This window comes from Simplicispira piscis (assembly GCF_054783455.1).
In genome coordinates, this window is sequence record NZ_BAAGQN010000007.1 from 1 (window position 1) to 17,751 (window position 17,751).

A 17,751-nucleotide genomic window follows, 5' to 3' on the forward strand; every position below is an offset into this window, starting at 1 on the left:
CACCCTCACACCACCTATCGCTATCTCGCAACTTAGACAGCCTGAGACTTCTTGCTAATCAAGCAAAAATGATAGCTGTTAGCGCCCATGAATAAAGCGCCGGAGCCCATTTTTACTTATGTTCCTGCCAGCGTGGCAACGCGCCCCTTGTCTTTGTCACTGCGCATCAGCGCCACAAACCGCGCGGCGCCCAGGCCCAGCGGCCGCTCTTTGGACCACACCACATCCACCCACAGCGCGGTGCCATTGCTCAGGTTCTCAAACGGCATCTCTACCAGCCGCCCGGCCTCGATGCGCGGCTGTACCAGTGCGCGCGGCTGCCAGCCCCAGCCCAGCCCGGCTTCGATCAGGCCCAGCGCGGCCAGGTGGTTGTCGGTGCGCCAGTGGTGGCGGGCAAAGACAAAGCGCGGGTCGGTCTGCGCCAAGTCGCGGCTGGCCACGACGATCTGGCGCGTGGTGGTCAGGTGTTCCTCGCGCAGCAAGGCGCGGGCGGGGGCCTCGCCCCGGGCCGTGGCGGCTGCGCGGGCATTCACCAGTACCGGGTGATTGGGGGCCATGACAGCCACCAGGGTTTCGGTGCCCACCTCCTGAAAACCTTCGCGCCCATCGATGCTGGGCCGCTCGAACACCAGCGCCAGCTGCGCGCGGCCCGAGTGCAATAGCGCCAGCGCATCGCCTTGCGGTGCGGTCAGTACCTCCACCTGCAGCAGCGGGTATTCGTGGGCCAGGGCCGCCAGCGGCCCCGTCCAGCGGGCAGCCAGCAGCTCGGGGGCAATGGCCAGCGTCAGGCGTTCCTCCAGCCCCTGGGTGAGCGCCAGGGCCTGCGCATTGAGCTGCAGCAGCTGCCCCGCCAGCAAGCGGGCCTGGGGCTCGAGGGCGCGAGCCGCTGCGGTGGGGCGTGGCTCGCGTCCGTGGCGGTCAAACAACGCCATGTCCAACTCTGCCTCCAGGTGGCCCATGGCCATGCTCACGGCCGAGGGCACCCGGCCCAGGGCCCGCGCGGCGGCGGAGAAGGAGCCGTGGTCGAGTACGGCCAGAAAGAGCTGTACGCTGTCGGAGGAAAAGGCCATCTATCAATAAAACTGAAATAAGCTGACTTTAATTATCAGCCTAGAGCCGATAAATTCGATGCCATGTCATCTTCGCCTCTCATCCCCGGCCTGCACGGCGTGCGCCGCCGCGTGGTCTACGTCAGTATTTACGAATTGATCGCCATTGCCGTCGCCACTTTCGGGCTCGCGCAGTTTTCCAGCCAGGGTGTGGGACATGCCGGGGTGATGGCTGTGGCCTCGTCGGCCATCGCCGTGGCCTGGAACCTGGTCTTCAATGCCCTTTTTGAGCGCTGGGAAGCCCGTCAGGTGGTGCGCGGTCGCAGCCTGCGCCGCCGCTTGGCGCATGCGGTGGGCTTCGAGGGCGGACTGGTGTTTACGCTGGTGCCGCTGTTTGCCTGGTGGTTCGACATCAGCCTGTGGCAGGCGCTGGTGATGGACCTGGGGCTGGTGGTGTTTTTCCTGTGCTACACCTTTGTCTTTAATTGGGGTTTTGACCAGGTTTTTGGCTTGCCCGCCTCCGCGGCATAAGCTTGTGTACTCCTGGGCATTTGCGCCGCCCTAAAATCGATCCATTCCAAGGAGCGTTGCAGCAGTCCCGCGCGGACTGTCAGGCTTGGAATGCCAGGCCCCCGCAACGACGCTCACCTGTTCCGGGCTATCAGAAATACAGGTGAGTTCCCATGTCTGAAATTTCCGTCCCTCCCATGCGGCTGTCGGGCCTGGAGCCCGTCTCCATTGGCGCTGGCACGTTGTTCGTCAACGTCGGCGAGCGCACCAACGTCACCGGCTCCAAGGCCTTTGCCCGCATGATTTTGAACGGCCAGTTCGAGGACGCGCTGGCCGTGGCACGCCAGCAGGTCGAAAACGGCGCGCAGATCATCGACATCAACATGGACGAGGCCATGCTCGACAGCAAGGCGGCCATGGTGCGTTTTTTGAACCTGATTGCGTCCGAGCCCGACATTGCGCGCCTGCCCATCATGGTCGACAGCTCCAAGTGGGAGGTGATCGAGGCGGGGCTGCGCTGCATCCAGGGCAAGCCCATCGTCAACTCGATCAGCATGAAAGAAGGCGTGGAGGCCTTCAAGCACCATGCAAAATTAGTGCGCCGCTACGGCGCCGCTGCCGTGGTGATGGCGTTTGACGAACAAGGACAGGCAGACACCTTCGCGCGCAAGATCCAGATCTGTGAACGTGCCTACCGCATCCTGGTGGACGAGGTGGGCTTTCCGCCCGAAGACATCATCTTCGACCCCAACATCTTTGCCGTGGCCACCGGCATCGAGGAGCATTCCAACTACGCGGTTGAGTTCATCGAAGCGACACGCTGGATCAAGGCCCACCTGCCCGGCGCCAAGGTGTCTGGCGGTGTGTCGAACGTATCGTTCAGCTTCCGCGGCAACGACCCGGTGCGTGAGGCGATCCACACCGTGTTCCTGTACCACGCCATCCAGGCCGGCATGGACATGGGCATCGTCAATGCCGGCATGGTGGGTGTGTACGACGACCTCGACCCGGTGCTGCGCGAGCGTGTGGAAGACGTCATCCTCAACCGCCGTCCTGACGCGGCGGAAAGGCTGCTCGAAGTGGCCGAAACCGCCAAGAGCGGAGCCAAGGACGAGAGCAAAAAACTCGAATGGCGCGGTACACCCGAATCGCCCAAGACCGTGGGCGAGCGCTTGTCGCACGCGCTGGTGCACGGCTTCACCGACTTCATCGTCGAGGACACCGAAGAGGCATACCAGGAAATTCTGGCCCAGGGCGGACGCCCGCTGCACGTCATTGAAGGCCCGCTGATGGACGGCATGAGCATCGTCGGCGACCTGTTTGGCCAGGGCAAGATGTTCCTGCCCCAGGTGGTGAAAAGCGCGCGCGTGATGAAGCTCGCCGTGGCGCATCTCATCCCCTACATCGAAGAAGAAAAACGCCAGGACGAGCTGGCTGGGCGCGACGTGCGCACCAAGGGAAAAATCGTCATTGCCACCGTCAAAGGCGACGTGCACGACATCGGCAAGAACATCGTCACCGTGGTCTTGCAGTGCAATAACTTTGAAGTCATCAACATGGGCGTGATGGTGCCTTGCCACGAGATTTTGGCGCGCGCCAAGGCCGAGGGCGCCGACATCGTCGGCCTGTCGGGCCTGATCACGCCCAGCCTCGAAGAGATGCAGTACGTCGCCGCCGAGATGCACAAGGACGACCACTTCCGCGTGAAGAAAATACCGTTGCTCATCGGTGGTGCCACCTGCAGTCGCGTGCACACCGCCGTCAAGATCGCGCCGCACTACGACGGCCCCGTGGTGTACGTGCCCGATGCGTCGCGCAGCGTGGGTGTGGCGCAAAGCCTGCTGGGCGATGGGGCAGAAGCGTTTCTGAAAGAAGTGAGCGCGGACTATGACAAGGTGCGCCAGCAGCACGCCAACAAGAAACAGACGCCCCTATGGACGCTGGCGCAGGCGCGTGCCAACCGCACCGCCATCGACTGGACCACTTTCACGCCCACACCACCGCGTGCGCTGGGCCGGCGCGTGTTCAAGAATTTCGATCTGAACGAACTGGTGCCCTATATGGACTGGGGCCCGTTCTTCCAGACCTGGGACCTGGCTGGCCCCTATCCCGCGATCTTGAAGGACGAGGTCGTGGGTGAGGAGGCAACGCGCGTGTTCGCCGACGGCCAGGCGATGCTGAAAAAAATGATTGACGGGCGCTGGCTGCAGGCCAGTGGCGTCATGGCGCTGTACCCCGCCAACAGCGTGGGCGACGATATCGAGTTCTATACCGACGAGACCCGCAGCGAAGTACTGACCACCTGGTACGGCCTGCGCCAGCAAACTGAAAAACATGCGGTAGAGGGTGTGATGCGCCCCAGCCGCTGCCTGGCCGATTTTGTGGCCCCCAAGGACAGCGGCATTGCCGACTACGCCGGTCTGTTTGCGGTGACGGCGGGCCTGGGCGTCGAGAAGAAAGAGAAGTTCTTTCTGGACGACCTGGATGATTATTCCGCCATCATGTTCAAAAGCCTGGCCGACCGCCTGGCCGAGGCGTTTGCCGAGTGCCTGCACCAGCGCGTGCGCACCGACCTGTGGGGCTATGCGCACGATGAGAAGCTGTCGAACGACGCACTGATCGCTGAAAAGTACCAGGGCATCCGCCCCGCGCCCGGCTACCCCGCCTGCCCGGACCACAGCGCCAAGCGCGAGCTGTTCCGCGTGCTGCAGTGCGGAGAGGTGGGCATGGAGCTGACCGACAGCATGGCCATGGCCCCAGCCGCCAGCGTCAGCGGGTTTTATATTGGCCACCCGGACAGCACGTACTTCAGCGTGGGCAAGATTGGCGAAGACCAGCTGAAAGACATGGCGCAGCGCCGCGGCATGGATGAGGCTGAGCTGCGGCGCCTGCTGGCACCCATCCTGTAGGCGCAGCGCACAAAAATCCGGCGGATCGCTGGGTTTTGTGCGCCCTTCTCAATCTGGTGTCTCCGTATTGACGGGGTCCCCCCGGGGCGCCAGACTCGTGCGAACTCTTCCCTTCGCGCATGACAGCCACCAACAACACGCCCCTCGACGCGCAGCAGCTCCTGCGCTTGCTGTGCAGGGCGGCCTTGCTGCCAGATGGCGATTTTCCAGCCGGGCTGGCGCGCGAACTGGCCGCCCTGCAGGGGGTGGCGGAGGCCCGCTTCACCACCGATCTGCCTGTACCCGATGCCGCGCAGGACGCCCGGTGGCTGTGTTTGCCGCTGGTGGCCGGGAGCGGCGATGGCAGCGACCATGGCGTCCTGTGTCTGCGCGCCCTTGATCCGGCGCTGTGGCTGACCCATGCAGAGGCGCTGGGGCACTTTGCAACAGCGCTGGCGCATCTGCTGGAGGAGCGCCGTTTGCGTGCGTTCACACAGCAAGTCCAGGCGCGGTCGCTGGCACTCCAGCACAGTGAAAAATGGTTCCGCGAACTCTTTGATAACTCGCCTGACCCCTGTTGGCTGATCGAGAACGGCATTTTTACCCACTGCAACTGTGCAGCGATCCACATGCTGGGTTACACGCGGCGCGAAGACATCCTGCAGCATCCCTCGCGGCTCTCCCCGGAGCGCCAGCCCGATGGAAGACTTTCGTTTGAGAAGGCCCAAGAGCTGATGCAACGTGCTCTGCAAGAGGGCGTGGTCCGTTTCGAGTGGGAGCACTGCCGCGCCAACGGCTCTTTCCTCTCGGTCGAAGTCACGCTCGCGCGGCTCGAGCTGCAGGGCCATGCAGTGCTCTACTGCGTCTGGCGTGACATCACGGACCGCAAGCAGGCCCAGGAAGAGGCCTACCAGCTGGCCTACTTCGACCCGCTGACGGGATTGCCCAACCGCCGCCTGCTGCTGGACCGGTTGCAGCAGGGCATGGCCGCCAGTTCGCGCAGCGGCAAGCACCGGGCCGTGCTCTACCTCGATCTGGACCATTTCAAGAACCTCAACGACACACGTGGCCACGAGATGGGCGACCGCCTGCTGGTCGAGGTGGCGGGACGGTTGCGCGCCTGCGTGCGCGAGGGCGACACCGTGGCACGCCAGGGCGGCGACGAATTCGTGCTGCTCATCCAGCAGCTGGGAGAGAACCTGGAGACCGCGGTGTCCCAGGCGGGTGCAGTGGCAGAAAAAATCGTCACCTGCCTGGCCCAGCCTTGCAATCTGGGCGGTGCGGCCTACCAGGGAACGACCAGCGTGGGTATTGCCCTGTTTGTTGGGCAGACGGTGCCCGCCGACGAGCTGCTGCAGCGCGCTGACCAGGCCATGTACCAGGCCAAGGCTGCGGGGCGCAACGCCGTGCGGTTTTTTGAGCCAGCCATCCAGGAGCGGATCAATGCCCGCGCCGCCATGGAGAACGAGCTGCGCCACGCCGTGGAGCGCAATGAACTGGTGCTGCACTACCAACCGCAGGTGGACCCACAGGGCCGCTGCACCGGCGTGGAAGCCTTGGTGCGCTGGAACAGCCCCCTGCGGGGCCTGGTGTCTCCCCTCGACTTCATCGGGCTGGCCGAGGAAACAGGGTTGATTCTCCCCATCGGGCACTGGGTGCTGGCCCAGGCCTGCCGCACATTGCAGGCCTGGCAGGCCGATCCGCTGACCGCACACCTGGGCATCGCCGTCAACGTCAGCGCACGCCAGTTGCGCGAGGGCGATTTTGTCCAGCAGGTCCGGGCGCTGCTGTACAGCTATGCCATCGGGCCAGGGCGGCTCAAGCTGGAGATTACGGAAAGCATGCTGGTGCACGACATTGAGCAGACCATTGCCACCATGCGCGCGCTCAGGGACCTGGGGGTCAGCTTCGCGCTCGATGATTTCGGTACGGGTTATTCGTCGCTGTACTACGTCAAACGCCTGCCGCTCGACCAGATCAAGATCGACCAGTCTTTCGTGCGCGACATTCTGGTGGACCCGAACGATGCCGCCATCTGTCGTGCCGTGGTGGCCCTGGGCCGCAGCCTGGGACTGGTCACCATGGCCGAAGGGGTGGAGACGCCCGAGCAATGGGCCTTTTTGGCCGATGAGCGCTGCGATGGTGCGCAAGGCTATCTCTATGCCCGCCCCCTGCCTGTGGGGGAGCTGCTGGCGTGGCTGCGCCTGCGCAGTGCGGTGGCCGTCTAAACATCCGCTGGCGTGTGCGCGCCGCTGCCCTGCGCGCTGGCGGCCATCTCCAGCTGCATCATCACCATGTTGACCAGGGTGCTGACCGTCGGCCGCCCGGTTTCAATCACAAAGTGCGCGGTTTCACGGTACAGGCCGTCGCGCTGGGCATAGAGTTCACGCAAGCGCTCCAGCGGGTTGGCCACTTGCAGCAAGGGGCGCGTGCGGTCGTGGCGCACCCGGCGGTAAATATCCTCGGGTGAGGCGCGCAGATACAGCACCGTTCCAAACTGGCGCAGGGTTTCGCGGTTTTCAGGGCGCAGCACGGCGCCGCCGCCCGTGGACAACACCATGCCGCCGGGCAGCGCGGCCACGTCGGCCAGCACCTGCGTTTCCAGGTCACGAAAACGCTCTTCGCCCTCTGCATCGAAATACTCGCGGATGCTGGTGCCCAGCACCTGCTCGATACGATGGTCCAGGTCTACAACGGGCAGCCCCAGCCGGTGGGCCAGTTGTCGGCCCACGGTGGATTTTCCAGAGCCGGGCATGCCGACCAGTGCACAGCGAATCTGCATAAATGTCCTGTTGTTTCCCTTCTGGCGCAGCCGCGCATTCCGCATCCGAAGCGCCAGAGTCCTGGGTGTTGAGTGTAAAGGTCGGCTCCAGGTACATCGCCGCGCCGTGGGATCGCTCCTACCTCCATCGTCGCCCCATGCCGGTCGACGGCGTTGCACTCAGGGTTTAGGCTTGGGCCATGCACATGCCTTCCCTTGCTCAACGTCTTTCCCGGTGGTGGCGGCCTTTGTGGCGCGCCATGCAAATGTGGCTGGACGCTGACGGCCTGCGCATGAGCGCCGCCATGTCTTTCTACGGCATGCTGAGCCTGGCGCCACTGTTGCTTTTGCTGGTGGGCGTGCTTGCGTGGTGGATGGACCGCAACATGCTGGAGAGCAGTCTGATTGCGCAGGTTCAGTCGGTGATGGGCCCGCAAGTGGCCGCTGTGGTGCGCCAGGCCATGGCCAGCGCACAGGCACCGGCCGAGGGGCGGTTGGCCTCGGCGCTGGGCTTTGTGGTGCTCTTGTCCGGCGCGACCGGGGTGTTTGTGGAGCTGCAATCGGCACTGGAACGCCTGTGGCAGCAAGGCAGCGTGCCCGCGCAGTCCAGGGCCGCCTGGTGGCGCATGGCGTCGCTGCGCTTGCGGGGTCTGGCCTATGTGCTGGCGCTCGGGTTCCTGCTGATGGTGTCCCTGGCGTTGTCGACACTCATTAACCTGTTTGCCGACTGGGCGAGTGCGCGCCTGGCCATGGCGCCACTGGGTCCGCTGCTGCGCCTCGTGAACGAAAGCGTGGCCTTCGGCTTTGCCGTCACCCTGTTTGTGGGCCTCATGCGCATTGGCGTGGGGCGCAAGCCTGCGATGCGTTACCTGGTGCTGGGTGCGGTGGTTGGCGCAACGCTGTTCACGGTGGGCAAACAGTTGCTGGCCTGGTACCTGTCCACGGCAGCAGTCGTATCGGCCTATGGCGCGGCCGGCTCGCTGGTGGTGCTGCTGATGTGGATCTATTTTTCGTCGGCCATCCTGCTGTTTTCCGCCAGCTGTGCGCAGGCGCTGGAGGAAGCCCTGCCTGTGCGAACCGGTGGTGTATCACCTCCCCGCTGATTTTGCGTCCGAAACGGGGTGTTCCTGGCCTTGTCGAGAACCCCGGCCAGGAAGCTAGGCGATGTCTGCATGCTGGCGCTCCTGAGCAGGAGCGGGGCCGATTAGGCCTGCACCTGGAGTGGCGCGCAGGACAACGCCAGCGCGCACAGAACCCCTGTACCGAATCGGAATCTGGGCATGGGTGTTTCCTGAGGTGAAAGAACGAAAACACCACGATGACAAAAAAACCGCTGACGCCATGCGGCGTCAGCCCGAAGAAACGCCCGCTTGCACAGGGGCCGTTTCTCAGGGGTGCTTATTTCTCCACGAAGGCCCGTTCAATCACGAAGTCGCCGGGTTTGGTGGTATTGCCTTCTTCGAAGTCGCGCTTTTCCAGCAGCGTCTTGAGCGAGGCCAGCATCTCGGGGCTGCCGCAGAGCATCACGCGGTCGGTCAGCGGATCCAGCGGGGGTACGCCCAGGTCGGTGAACAGCTTGCCGCTTTCGATCAGGTCGTTGATGCGGCCCTGGTTCTTGAAGGGTTCGCGCGTCACCGTGGGGTAGTACTTGAGCTGCTGGCTCACCATCTCGCCCAGGATCTCGTGGGCGGGAAGCTCCTGGGTCAGGTAGTCGTGGTAGGCCAGCTCGTTCACCTGCCGCACACCGTGCACCAGGATCACTTCCTCGAACTTCTCGTAGGTCTCGGGGTCGCGGATCACGCTCAGGAACGGCGCCAGCCCCGTGCCCGTGGACAGCAGGTACAGGCGTTTGGCCGGCAGCAGGTAGTCGATCAGCAGGGTGCCCGTGGGCTTCTTGCCGACGATGATGGTGTCGCCCACCTGGATGTGCTGCAGGCGCGAGGTCAGCGGGCCGTCGGGCACCTTGATGCTCAGGAATTCGAGGTGTTCCTCGTAGTTGGCGCTGACGATGCTGTAGGCGCGCAGCAGGGGCTTGTCGTTGACCTTCAGGCCAATCATGGTGAAGTGCCCGTTGGAGAAGCGCAAGGCCGGGTCGCGGGTGGTGGTGAAGCTGAAAAGGCGGTCGGTCCAGTGATGAACCGACAGCACGCGTTCTTCAAGAAAAGCGCTCATGGTGTGTTGGCAGGGATGTTGGAAACAGGTGCGCGCAGCGCGTCACGGTGGACTGGAACCAGAGACGACGCACGATGCGGGTATTCCTCGTATTGTCCCGCAAAGCGCGGGGCTCTCTCTGGCAGAGATCAAATCGGGGGTAATTTCTGCCCTCATCATTGCGCACGCCACAGGTCGCTGGAGTCACCGATACCGTGCCAGATAGCGCCGCTCAAACCCCCGCTTGGCCCAGTGCATCAGGCGCAGGGGGGGCAGCAGCAGGTTGCGCTGCTCGGTGCGCCACACCAGCGTGCCGGTCCCCAGTGCGTCGATGATGCAGGCCAGCTCGACCTTGAAACCCGTGGTTTGCGGTCGTCCGGCCAGGCCGTCGATCAGGTTCTGTGCAGCGGCGGCAGCCTGCAGGTCGGCCATGTGGGCCTGCTTGGGCATCCAGTCGGGGCCGGGGAAGCTGCCGGAGTCGCCCACCACGTAGACGTGCTCGAACCCCGGCACGCGGCACTGGGCGTCGGCCTGCAGCAGGCCACCGGGCGAGCGCGGCAGGGCGGTTTCGTCGAACCAGGCGTTGCCGGTCATGCCGGGCATGAACAAGATCAGGTCGGCGGCAAATTCGCCACCTTCGGTCACCACCTTGTCGGCCTCCAAGCGCACCATCTTGTGGCCCAGGTGCGTGGCGATGTTGCGGCGCGCCATCTCGGCCAACAGGTGCGCCACGGCCTTGGCACCCAGGCGGGCGCCGGGCTCCTTGGAGGGGTTGAAGAACACCAGCTCGAACTTGTCGCGCCGCCCCTCGCGGCGCAACTGCGCGTCGATGCCGAACAAAAACTCGAACATTGGCCCGCCGCGCACTGCCGTCGGTTCCTGGGGGTTGCCCGCAAAGCCCACGGCAATGGTGCCGCCCTGCATGGCGCGTAGCCGGTCGCGAATCTGCTCGGCTGCGGCAATGCCCTCGCAAGGGGTGATGGCGTGTTCGATGCCGGGCAGTTTTTTGATGAAGCGCCCGCCGGTGGCCATCACCAGGGCGTCGTTCGCCACCTCGCCCGCCGTGGTCTGCACACTGCGGCCATCGGGCGAGAGGCCGGTTACCTCGGCCAGCACATGGCGCACGTCCATGCGTTGGAAGAAAGGTGCCAGCGGCACGACGAGCTGCTCGCGCGTGCGCAGGCCGCTGGGAATCCAGATAGTGCCGGGCAGGTAGTGCAGCTCGCTGCGCGGTGAGACCAGGGTGATCTCGTTCTTGGAGCCGCGTGCGCGCAGTTCGCGCACGGTCGAAAGCGCGCCAAAACCGCTGCCCAGGACGGTGATGCGCTGGCTTGCCATGACTAGGCGCCGTGGCCGCCCAGGGCGGCCACGACCCGCAGCAGGGCGGCGCGTGCGCTTTCCAGCGCGTCGCGCACGGCGGGGTTCTGGCTGGCGCTGGCGGCGAGGATCACGCGCGGGTCCTGCAGCAGCACGCGCGTCTGGCCGGGGGTGGCCTCGTGCGCGCTGGCGCCGCAGGGCAGCAGCGCGGCGATGTCGGGCTCTGCCGTGACCAGCGCGTGCGCCACCTTGGGCGAGCACACGCCCAGCAGGCGCTGGGGCGCGCTGTCGATGCCCAGCTTGGCTTTCAGTGTGGCCTGCATGTCCACCTCGCTGACGATGCCCATCTGCTCGGCCGCGAGGGCTGCGCGCAAGGTTTCCACGGCGGCGGGCAGGGGTTGCGCGAGGGTGATGGCAAAGGCATAGGAGGGGGACATGACCGGTCTTTCTGGAATATTAGTAAAAAGTGCCTCTAACGCTTTCTGGGTAAGCGCTATAAGCTATCAATAAAATAGTGAATGCGTTACTTCTCCAGCCGCTCGATGCCCAGCGCCTTGAGCACATGCTTTTCGTACAGGGGCTCCGAGGTGCCGTTCTTCATCTTGTACATGAAGTACTTCTCAAACGCCACCTTGGCCAGGTGCACCCACTTGCCCTTCTTGAACCAGTTGACGTTGCGCGGCGGGATTTGCGGCAGCGCCACGAAGGCGGCGCCGGTGTCGCCCATGTCGGCCAGGCAGATGGCGTTCCAGGTGCCTTTGGCGTCGGCAGGCTTGCCTTCGATTTCAGCGGCAATGTTGTGCACGATGGCCGTGATCATGCTCTCGATCATGTAGCCGGTCTTGGGCGCGCCGGTGGGCACGGGCGTCACTTCGACGGGCGGGATGGCGACGCACACGCCGGCCGAGAAGATGTTGCGGTACTTCTTGCTGCGCTGGAACTCGTCGATCAGCACAAAGCCGCGCGGGTTGCACAGGCCTTCGACCTGGGCCACGGCGTCCACGCCCTTGAAGGCGGGCAGCATCATGCTGAACTTGAAGGGCAGCTCGTGCTCCTTTTTCACCTGGCCGTCCTCGCCCAGCTCGGTGACGAACATCTTGCCCGCCTCCACCTTGGTCACCTTGGCGTTGCAGATCCACTTGATGTCGTTGTTGCGCAGGTCGCTCTCGAGCATGCCCTTGGAGTCGCCCACGCCGCCCAGGCCCATGTGGCCGATGTAGGGCTCGGCGGTGATGAAGGTCAGCGGCACCTTGTTGCGCAGTTTGCGGCGCTGCAGGTCCTTGTTGAAGATGAAGGCGAATTCATAGGCCGGACCGAAGCACGAGGCCGCCGGCATGGCGCCGATGATGGCCGGGCCGGGGTCTTGGATGAACGCCTGGTAATCGGCCCAGGTCTTCTCGGCATGGTCCACGGTGCAGATGGAGTGCGTGAAGCCGCCGGGGCCGGCGCCCGGCACTTCATCAAAAGCCAGCTTGGGGCCGGTGGTGATGATGAGGTAGTCGTAAGCCACCTGCGCACCGCCCTCCAGCGTCAACTGGTTGACCTCGGCGTCGATGCGGTCCACGCGCTGGGCAATGAAATCGATGCCCTTTTTCTCCAGGTAGGGGCGGATCGGAATGGTGGTGTCCCCGCGTTCTCGCCAGCCCACGGCCACCCAGGGGTTCGATGGCACGAACTGGAAGTAGTCCACCGCGTTGATCACGGTGATCTTGTGCGACTTGTCGATTTTGGCGCGCAGCTCATAGGCCGCCGGCATGCCGCCGGTGCCTGCGCCGAGAATCACGATATGGGCCATGCTTGTCTCCTGGGGTGGTGCCGGGTTCTCCGGCGGGGTGGCTGAAACCTGGGTTCTTTCTTCTTCTCGTCAGGGTGCGCGTGTCAACACTTGGTTGGCGCTGTGCAGCGTGTCTTCATCAAGCTGCCCGGCCAGCGCGGCCAGGCGCAGGCGGTCGAGCAGCAAACCGGTGCGCGCCTGCGCCAGGGCCAGGCGTGCGGCGGCGGCGTCGTTTTCGGCGTTCAGCACGTCGAGCAAGGTGCGGTGGCCCACCTCGTGGCCGAGCCGGGTGGCATCCAGGCGCGCTTCGCTGGCGGCCAGCGCCTCGCCCAGCGCCTGCACCCGGCCTGCACCCACGGACAGGCCCAGCCAGGCGCTGTGCACCTGCTGCGCCACCTGCTCGCGCGTGCTTTGCACCTGCGCCTCGGCCTTGGCTTGCAGCGCCAGGGCTTCGTCTTGCTTGGCACTGCGCCAGCCGCCGGTGTAAAGCGGTACATTGATCTGCACGCCCACCATGGCGTTCACGCTCTTGTTGCGGGCGCTGCCGAAGTCGCCGCTGCCGTGCAGGCGGTCCTGCCCGGCCTGGGCCACCAGGTCCACCGTGGTGGCGGCGCGCAGGCTGTGTTTTTGGGCCTCGGCCTTGGCGATGTCCAGCGCCAGGGCCTGCATGCGCAGGGACGGGTTGTTGGCCTCGGCATCGCTTTGCCAGGCCGTCAGGTCGCGGGGCGCTGTGGCCTCGATGTTGCCCGGCAGTTGCACCGCCAGGCTGCTGCCGGGCAGGCCGGTGCTGTCGGCCAGCAGGCGGCGTTTCACGTCGAGGTCGGTTTGGGCGGCTAGGCGCTGGGCGCGCAGGCCCGCCAGGCGCGCGCGGGCTTCGTGGGTGTCGGTAATGGGCAGGCTGCCCAGTTCGTAGCGGTCCAGGGCCTCGGTGCTGGCCTTTTGCACGGCTTGTAGCTGGCGGTCAAGCACCTGCAAAGCCTCCTGCGCCACAGCCACGTCGAAATAGCGCTGTGCGGTGCGCAGCATGGTGGCTTGGCTTGCGGCCTGCCATTGCAGGTCGGTCATGTCGGCCTGCAGGCCGAGCTGTTGCTGCTGTGCGCTGCGCACCGGGTTGATGAGCGGCTGGCTGGCCTGCAGTGCCCAGCGGGTGGCGGTGCCGCCCGTCACCGAGGTGGCGAAGTTCACGCCGTTGGACTGGCCCAGGCCCGGTGCCGAGAACTGCGCGCCGCGCATCTCGTTTTCGTTGGTCGCCAGGCCCGCCGATGCGGTCAACGCGACGCCGGGGCGCCACAGCGCCGCGGCCTGGTCGCGCTGCGGTTGCGCCGTACCGTGCGCGGCGCGGGCCACGGCCAGCTCGCGGTCGTTTTGCTGTGCGGCCTGCCAGGCCTGCAGCAAATCAGTGGCCCAGGCAGTTGGTGTGGCGCAGGCGGCGGCGAGGAGGAGAAGGCGAATGAAGTGGTGCATGGTGTTATCTCCCACGGGTCAGCAGGGATTGCAGCCAGCGCACAAAATTTGCGCCGTGCCGCGCCCAGCAAGGGCAATACTGGACAAGATCCCGCGATGGCGCGCGCCGCAGACCGCCCGATCCACGGATGCGCGACGCGTGGCTGACTTGTTCAGCATTGCCCTGTTGCAGCTCATGCCGTGGCCTTTACAGCCAGGGTGCTGAATTCTTCAAAGGCGGCCGTGGCCTTGGCGGCGTACATCAGCGATGGCCCGCCACCCATGTAGACGGCCATGCCCATCGTTTCTGCGACTTCTTCGCGGGTGGCACCGAGTTGGACGAGCGCCTGGGCGTGGTAGCCCACGCAGGGGTCGCAGCGCGCGCCCACCGAGAGGGCGAGGGCAATCAGCTCCTTGGTTTTCTTGTCAAGCACGCCGTCCTTGCCGGCCGCCTGGGCCATGGCGGAGAAGCCGCGCAGGGTGTCGGGGATGTCGGCACGCAGCTGCGCGATCTGGGCCGAGGTTTCTTGCGTTAGGGTCAGGTAGCTGGTGGTCATGATTTTCAATAAAAATGGCATCCAGCGCTTATGGAGTAAGCGCTAATAGCTATGAAGTTGATAGTTCTTCATCCCGTGCCAGCGCGCCCAGGCGCTTGCGGTAGGCCGCGTAGTACAGGGTGGGAATCACCACCAGCGTGAGCACGGTGGAGACGGCGATGCCAAAGATCAGCGAGATCGCCAGCCCGTTGAAGATCGGGTCGTCCAGGATGAAGAAGGCGCCCAGCATGGCGGCCAGCCCGGTCAGCACGATGGGCTGCGCGCGTGTGATGGCCGCGTTGACGATGGCCTGCTTGAAGTCCATGCCGCTTCGCACCTGCAGGTTGATAAAGTCCACCAGCAAGATGGAGTTGCGCACGATGATGCCGGCCAGCGCGATCATGCCGATCATGCTGGTGGCGGTGTACTGCGCGCCCAGCAGCGCGTGGCCGGGCATCACACCGATGATGGTCAGCGGGATGGGCGCCATGATGATCAGCGGCGTGAGGTAGCTGCCAAACTGCGCCACCACCAGCAGGTAGATCAGGACCAGGCCCACGGCATAGGCGGCGCCCATGTCGCGGAAGGTCTCGTAGGTGATCTGCCACTCGCCGTCCCACTTGAGGGCGTAGCCGCGCCAGGCGTCCTGCGGCTGGTGGATGAAGTATTCCTCCAGCGTGCCACCGTCGGGCATGGGCAACTGGGCGATGTCGCCGCGCATGGCAAACATGCCGTAGAGCGGGCTGTCCACCTTGCCCGCCATGTCGGCCACGACGTAGTTCACCGGCAGCAAATCCTTGTGGTGAATCGGCTGCTCACGCAGCGTGTCGCTCACGGTGACCAGTTCGCGGATCGGCACCAGCGCACCGCTGGCCGAACGCACCGTGAGCTGCAGCAGCGCAGCCAGGTTGCCCTGATCCTGCGGCGGCAGCTGCAGCGTGGCAGCGGCAGGGTATTTGCTTTGGTCGTGCACATAGGCCGTTGCTTCGCCGGCCAGCCCGGCGCGCAGTGTGGTCACGATGGCCTGCTGCGGCACGCCCAGCATGGCGGCCTTGCGGCGGTCGACCAGCAGCAGGGTGCGCGGGGCGTCGGCAATGCTGCTGTCGTCCACGTCCACCAGGCCTTCGGCCTTGTCGAACACGCTGCGCACCGCCTTGGCCACCTGGCGGCGGCCCTGCGCGTCGGGGCCATAGATTTCGGCCACGATGGGCGAGAGCACGGGCGGGCCGGGCGGCACTTCCACCACCTTCACGTTGCCGCCAAAGCGTTTGGCTATTGTCTGCAGCGGCGGGCGCACGCGCGTGGCAATGGCGTGGCTCTGGTCGGTGCGTGCGTGCTTGTCCACCAGGTTGACCTGGATATCACCCACCGCGCCCCCGGTGCGCAGGTAGTACTGGCGCACCAGGCCGTTGAAGTTGATCGGTGCCGCCGTGCCTGCGTAGGCCTGGTAATCGGTCACTTCGGGCACTGTTGCAAGGTACGCGCCCAGCTCGTGCATCAGCGCGGCGGTGCGCTCGACCGGCGTGCCCGCGGGCATGTCCACGACCACCTGGAATTCGGACTTGTTGTCAAAGGGCAGCATCTTGAGCAGCACCAGACCGGTGGCAGGCAGTGCCACAGAGATGGCGATCAGCAGCGCCACGCCCAGGCCCAGAAAACCGCGGTTGCGCCCGCCGCGTCGGTCGTCGAGCAGCGGAGTGAAGATGCGCGTGAACAGCGGCGTGATGTGCCGCGCCATGCCCGAGGGCTGGGCGTGGCCTTGCTCGGCTTCGCCGTGGTGCGCCTTCATCCACAGGCGCGCCAGCCAGGGCGTGACGACAAAGGCAATCGCCAGCGACAGCAGCATACCCATGCTGGCGTTGATCGGGATGGGGCTCATGTACGGGCCCATCAGCCCCGAGACAAACGCCATGGGCAGCAACGCGGCAATCACGGTGAAGGTGGCGAGGATGGTCGGGCCACCCACTTCGTCCACCGCGCCGGGAATGATCTGCGCCAGCGTCTTGCCAGGCTCTAACTTCTGGTGGCGGTGGATGTTCTCGACCACCACGATGGCGTCGTCCACCAGGATGCCGATGGAGAAGATGAGCGCAAACAGCGACACCCGGTTGAGCGTGAAGCCCCAGGCCCAGGACGCAAACAGCGTGGCGGTCAGCGTAAGCACCACGGCCGTGCCGACGATGGCCGCCTCGCGCCGCCCCAGGGCGATGAACACCAGCGCCACGACCGACGTGGTGGCGAACAGCAGCTTTTGGATCAGCTTTTGCGCTTTGTCGTTGGCGGTGGCGCCGTAGTTGCGCGTTTCGGCCGCCTGCACCGCAGCGGGAATCACGGTGTTCTTTAGCGCTTCGACCCGTGTCATCACGGCATTGGCCACGTCGATGGCGTTCTCGCCGGGCTTCTTGGTGATGGCGATGGTGACGGCCGGGTACTCTGCCGCCTTCTCGCCCGCCGTGCCATGCCACACATAGCGGCTGGGCGGCGGCGCGCCATCGCGCACCTGGGCCACTTCGCGCAGGAACACGGGCTTGCCACTGCGCACGCCGACCACCAGGTCGGCCACGTCATCGGCACCCTGCAGGAAGGGGCCGGACTCGATGGCCACGGAGCGGTTGCCGCCCAGCAATTCGCCCACGGGCAGGCCCAGGTTGGCCGATTGCAGCGCCATGCGCAGGTCGGCCACGGTGACGCCCATCCCCGCCATGCGGGCGGGGTCCAGTTCCACCATCACGGCGCGGCCGGGGCCGCCGATGGTGGTGACTTCGCGCGTGCCGGGCACGCGCTTCAAATCGGCTTCCACGCTGTGCGCCACGCGCTCGAGGTCAAAGGCGCCGGTGTCCGGCTGGTCGCTGAACAGCGTGAGTGAAACGATGGGCACATCGTCAATGCCCTTGGGCTTGATGATGGGGGCCATTACGCCCAGGCCCTGGGGCAGCCAGTCGGCGTTGGAGTTGACGGTGTCGTACAGGCGCACCAGTGCCTCGGTGCGCGGCACACCCACCTTGAACTGCACCGTGAGAATGGCCATGCCGGGGTGCGAGAGCGACATCACATGCTCGGCGCCGGTGATTTGCGAGAGCACCTGCTCGGCGGGAATGGCGACCATTTGCTCCACGTCGCGCACGCTGGCGCCAGGGAACGGAATCAGCACGTTGGCCATGGTGACGTTGATCTGCGGTTCTTCTTCGCGCGGCGTCACCATCACGGCGAAAGCGCCCAGCAGCAGCGCCAGCAGCGCCAGCAGCGGCGTGATTTGCGCGCTCTGGAAGAACGCCGCAATGCGCCCCGAAATGCCCATGCTCTTGTGTTTCTGCTCTTGCAT

13 protein-coding genes and 1 riboswitch are annotated in these 17,751 nt (G+C 65.2%); of the genes, 4 read left to right on the forward strand and 9 right to left on the reverse strand.

What is annotated here, in order from left to right; genetic code table 11:
• Nucleotides 1-116 precede the first annotated feature (116 nt).
• Nucleotides 117-1,070 carry a LysR family transcriptional regulator gene (locus ACYVOC_RS03310; protein ID WP_461160875.1) on the reverse strand — a complete coding sequence of 318 codons (954 nt, stop codon included), beginning with the start codon at nt 1,068-1,070 and terminating at the stop codon, nt 117-119.
• A gap of 63 nt (nt 1,071-1,133) precedes the next feature.
• Between ACYVOC_RS03310 and ACYVOC_RS03315 the strand changes: the two genes are divergently transcribed.
• From ACYVOC_RS03315 to ACYVOC_RS03325, 3 genes are all read left to right on the forward strand, one after another.
• Complete coding sequence (locus tag ACYVOC_RS03315) at nt 1,134-1,580, forward strand: PACE efflux transporter (RefSeq protein WP_461160876.1); 447 nt, start codon at nt 1,134-1,136, stop codon at nt 1,578-1,580.
• A gap of 42 nt (nt 1,581-1,622) precedes the next feature.
• A riboswitch (S-adenosyl-L-homocysteine riboswitch) is annotated at nt 1,623-1,702 on the forward strand.
• A 30-nt stretch (nt 1,703-1,732) separates the two neighbouring features.
• The gene (gene metH / locus ACYVOC_RS03320) at nt 1,733-4,468 is read left to right on the forward strand and encodes a methionine synthase (protein WP_461160877.1); all 2,736 of its coding nucleotides are present in this window, start codon (nt 1,733-1,735) and stop codon (nt 4,466-4,468) included.
• Nucleotides 4,469-4,587: 119 nt separating this feature from the next.
• Nucleotides 4,588-6,675 carry a putative bifunctional diguanylate cyclase/phosphodiesterase gene (locus tag ACYVOC_RS03325; RefSeq protein ID WP_461160878.1) on the forward strand — a complete coding sequence of 696 codons (2,088 nt, stop codon included), beginning with the start codon at nt 4,588-4,590 and terminating at the stop codon, nt 6,673-6,675.
• Here ACYVOC_RS03325 and ACYVOC_RS03330 read toward each other — a convergent pair.
• On the reverse strand, nt 6,672-7,229 hold the full coding sequence (locus tag ACYVOC_RS03330; protein ID WP_461160879.1) for a shikimate kinase: 558 nt from the start codon (nt 7,227-7,229) through the stop codon (nt 6,672-6,674). The genes ACYVOC_RS03325 and ACYVOC_RS03330 overlap by 4 nt on opposite strands.
• 179 nt (nt 7,230-7,408) lie before the next feature.
• Here ACYVOC_RS03330 and ACYVOC_RS03335 point away from each other — a divergent pair, with 179 nt between their 5' ends.
• Nucleotides 7,409-8,311, forward strand: a complete 903-nt coding sequence (locus tag ACYVOC_RS03335; RefSeq protein WP_461160880.1) for a YihY/virulence factor BrkB family protein — start codon at nt 7,409-7,411, stop codon at nt 8,309-8,311.
• 295 nt (nt 8,312-8,606) lie between these two features.
• Here ACYVOC_RS03335 and ACYVOC_RS03340 read toward each other — a convergent pair whose 3' ends face one another.
• From ACYVOC_RS03340 to ACYVOC_RS03370, 7 genes are all read right to left on the reverse strand, one after another.
• Entirely contained in the window at nt 8,607-9,380 is a 774-nt protein-coding gene (locus ACYVOC_RS03340; protein WP_116005639.1) for a ferredoxin--NADP reductase, read from the reverse strand.
• Nucleotides 9,381-9,563: 183 nt separating this feature from the next.
• Entirely contained in the window at nt 9,564-10,697 is a 1,134-nt protein-coding gene (locus ACYVOC_RS03345) for an NAD(P)/FAD-dependent oxidoreductase (protein ID WP_461160881.1), read from the reverse strand.
• Nucleotides 10,698-10,699: 2 nt separating this feature from the next.
• Complete coding sequence (locus ACYVOC_RS03350) at nt 10,700-11,113, reverse strand: DUF302 domain-containing protein (protein WP_461160882.1); 414 nt, start codon at nt 11,111-11,113, stop codon at nt 10,700-10,702.
• 86 nt (nt 11,114-11,199) lie between these two features.
• Nucleotides 11,200-12,471, reverse strand: a complete 1,272-nt coding sequence (locus tag ACYVOC_RS03355) for an NAD(P)/FAD-dependent oxidoreductase (RefSeq protein WP_116005642.1) — start codon at nt 12,469-12,471, stop codon at nt 11,200-11,202.
• 69 nt (nt 12,472-12,540) lie between these two features.
• Nucleotides 12,541-13,914 (reverse strand): TolC family protein, encoded by a 1,374-nt coding sequence (locus ACYVOC_RS03360; protein ID WP_116005643.1) that lies wholly within the window; start codon nt 13,912-13,914, stop codon nt 12,541-12,543.
• Between the two features lie 173 nt (nt 13,915-14,087).
• Entirely contained in the window at nt 14,088-14,450 is a 363-nt protein-coding gene (locus ACYVOC_RS03365) for a carboxymuconolactone decarboxylase family protein (protein WP_116005644.1), read from the reverse strand.
• Nucleotides 14,451-14,499: 49 nt separating this feature from the next.
• A complete protein-coding gene (locus tag ACYVOC_RS03370; protein ID WP_461160883.1) occupies nt 14,500-17,751 on the reverse strand; it encodes an efflux RND transporter permease subunit in 3,252 nt (1,083 codons plus the stop codon).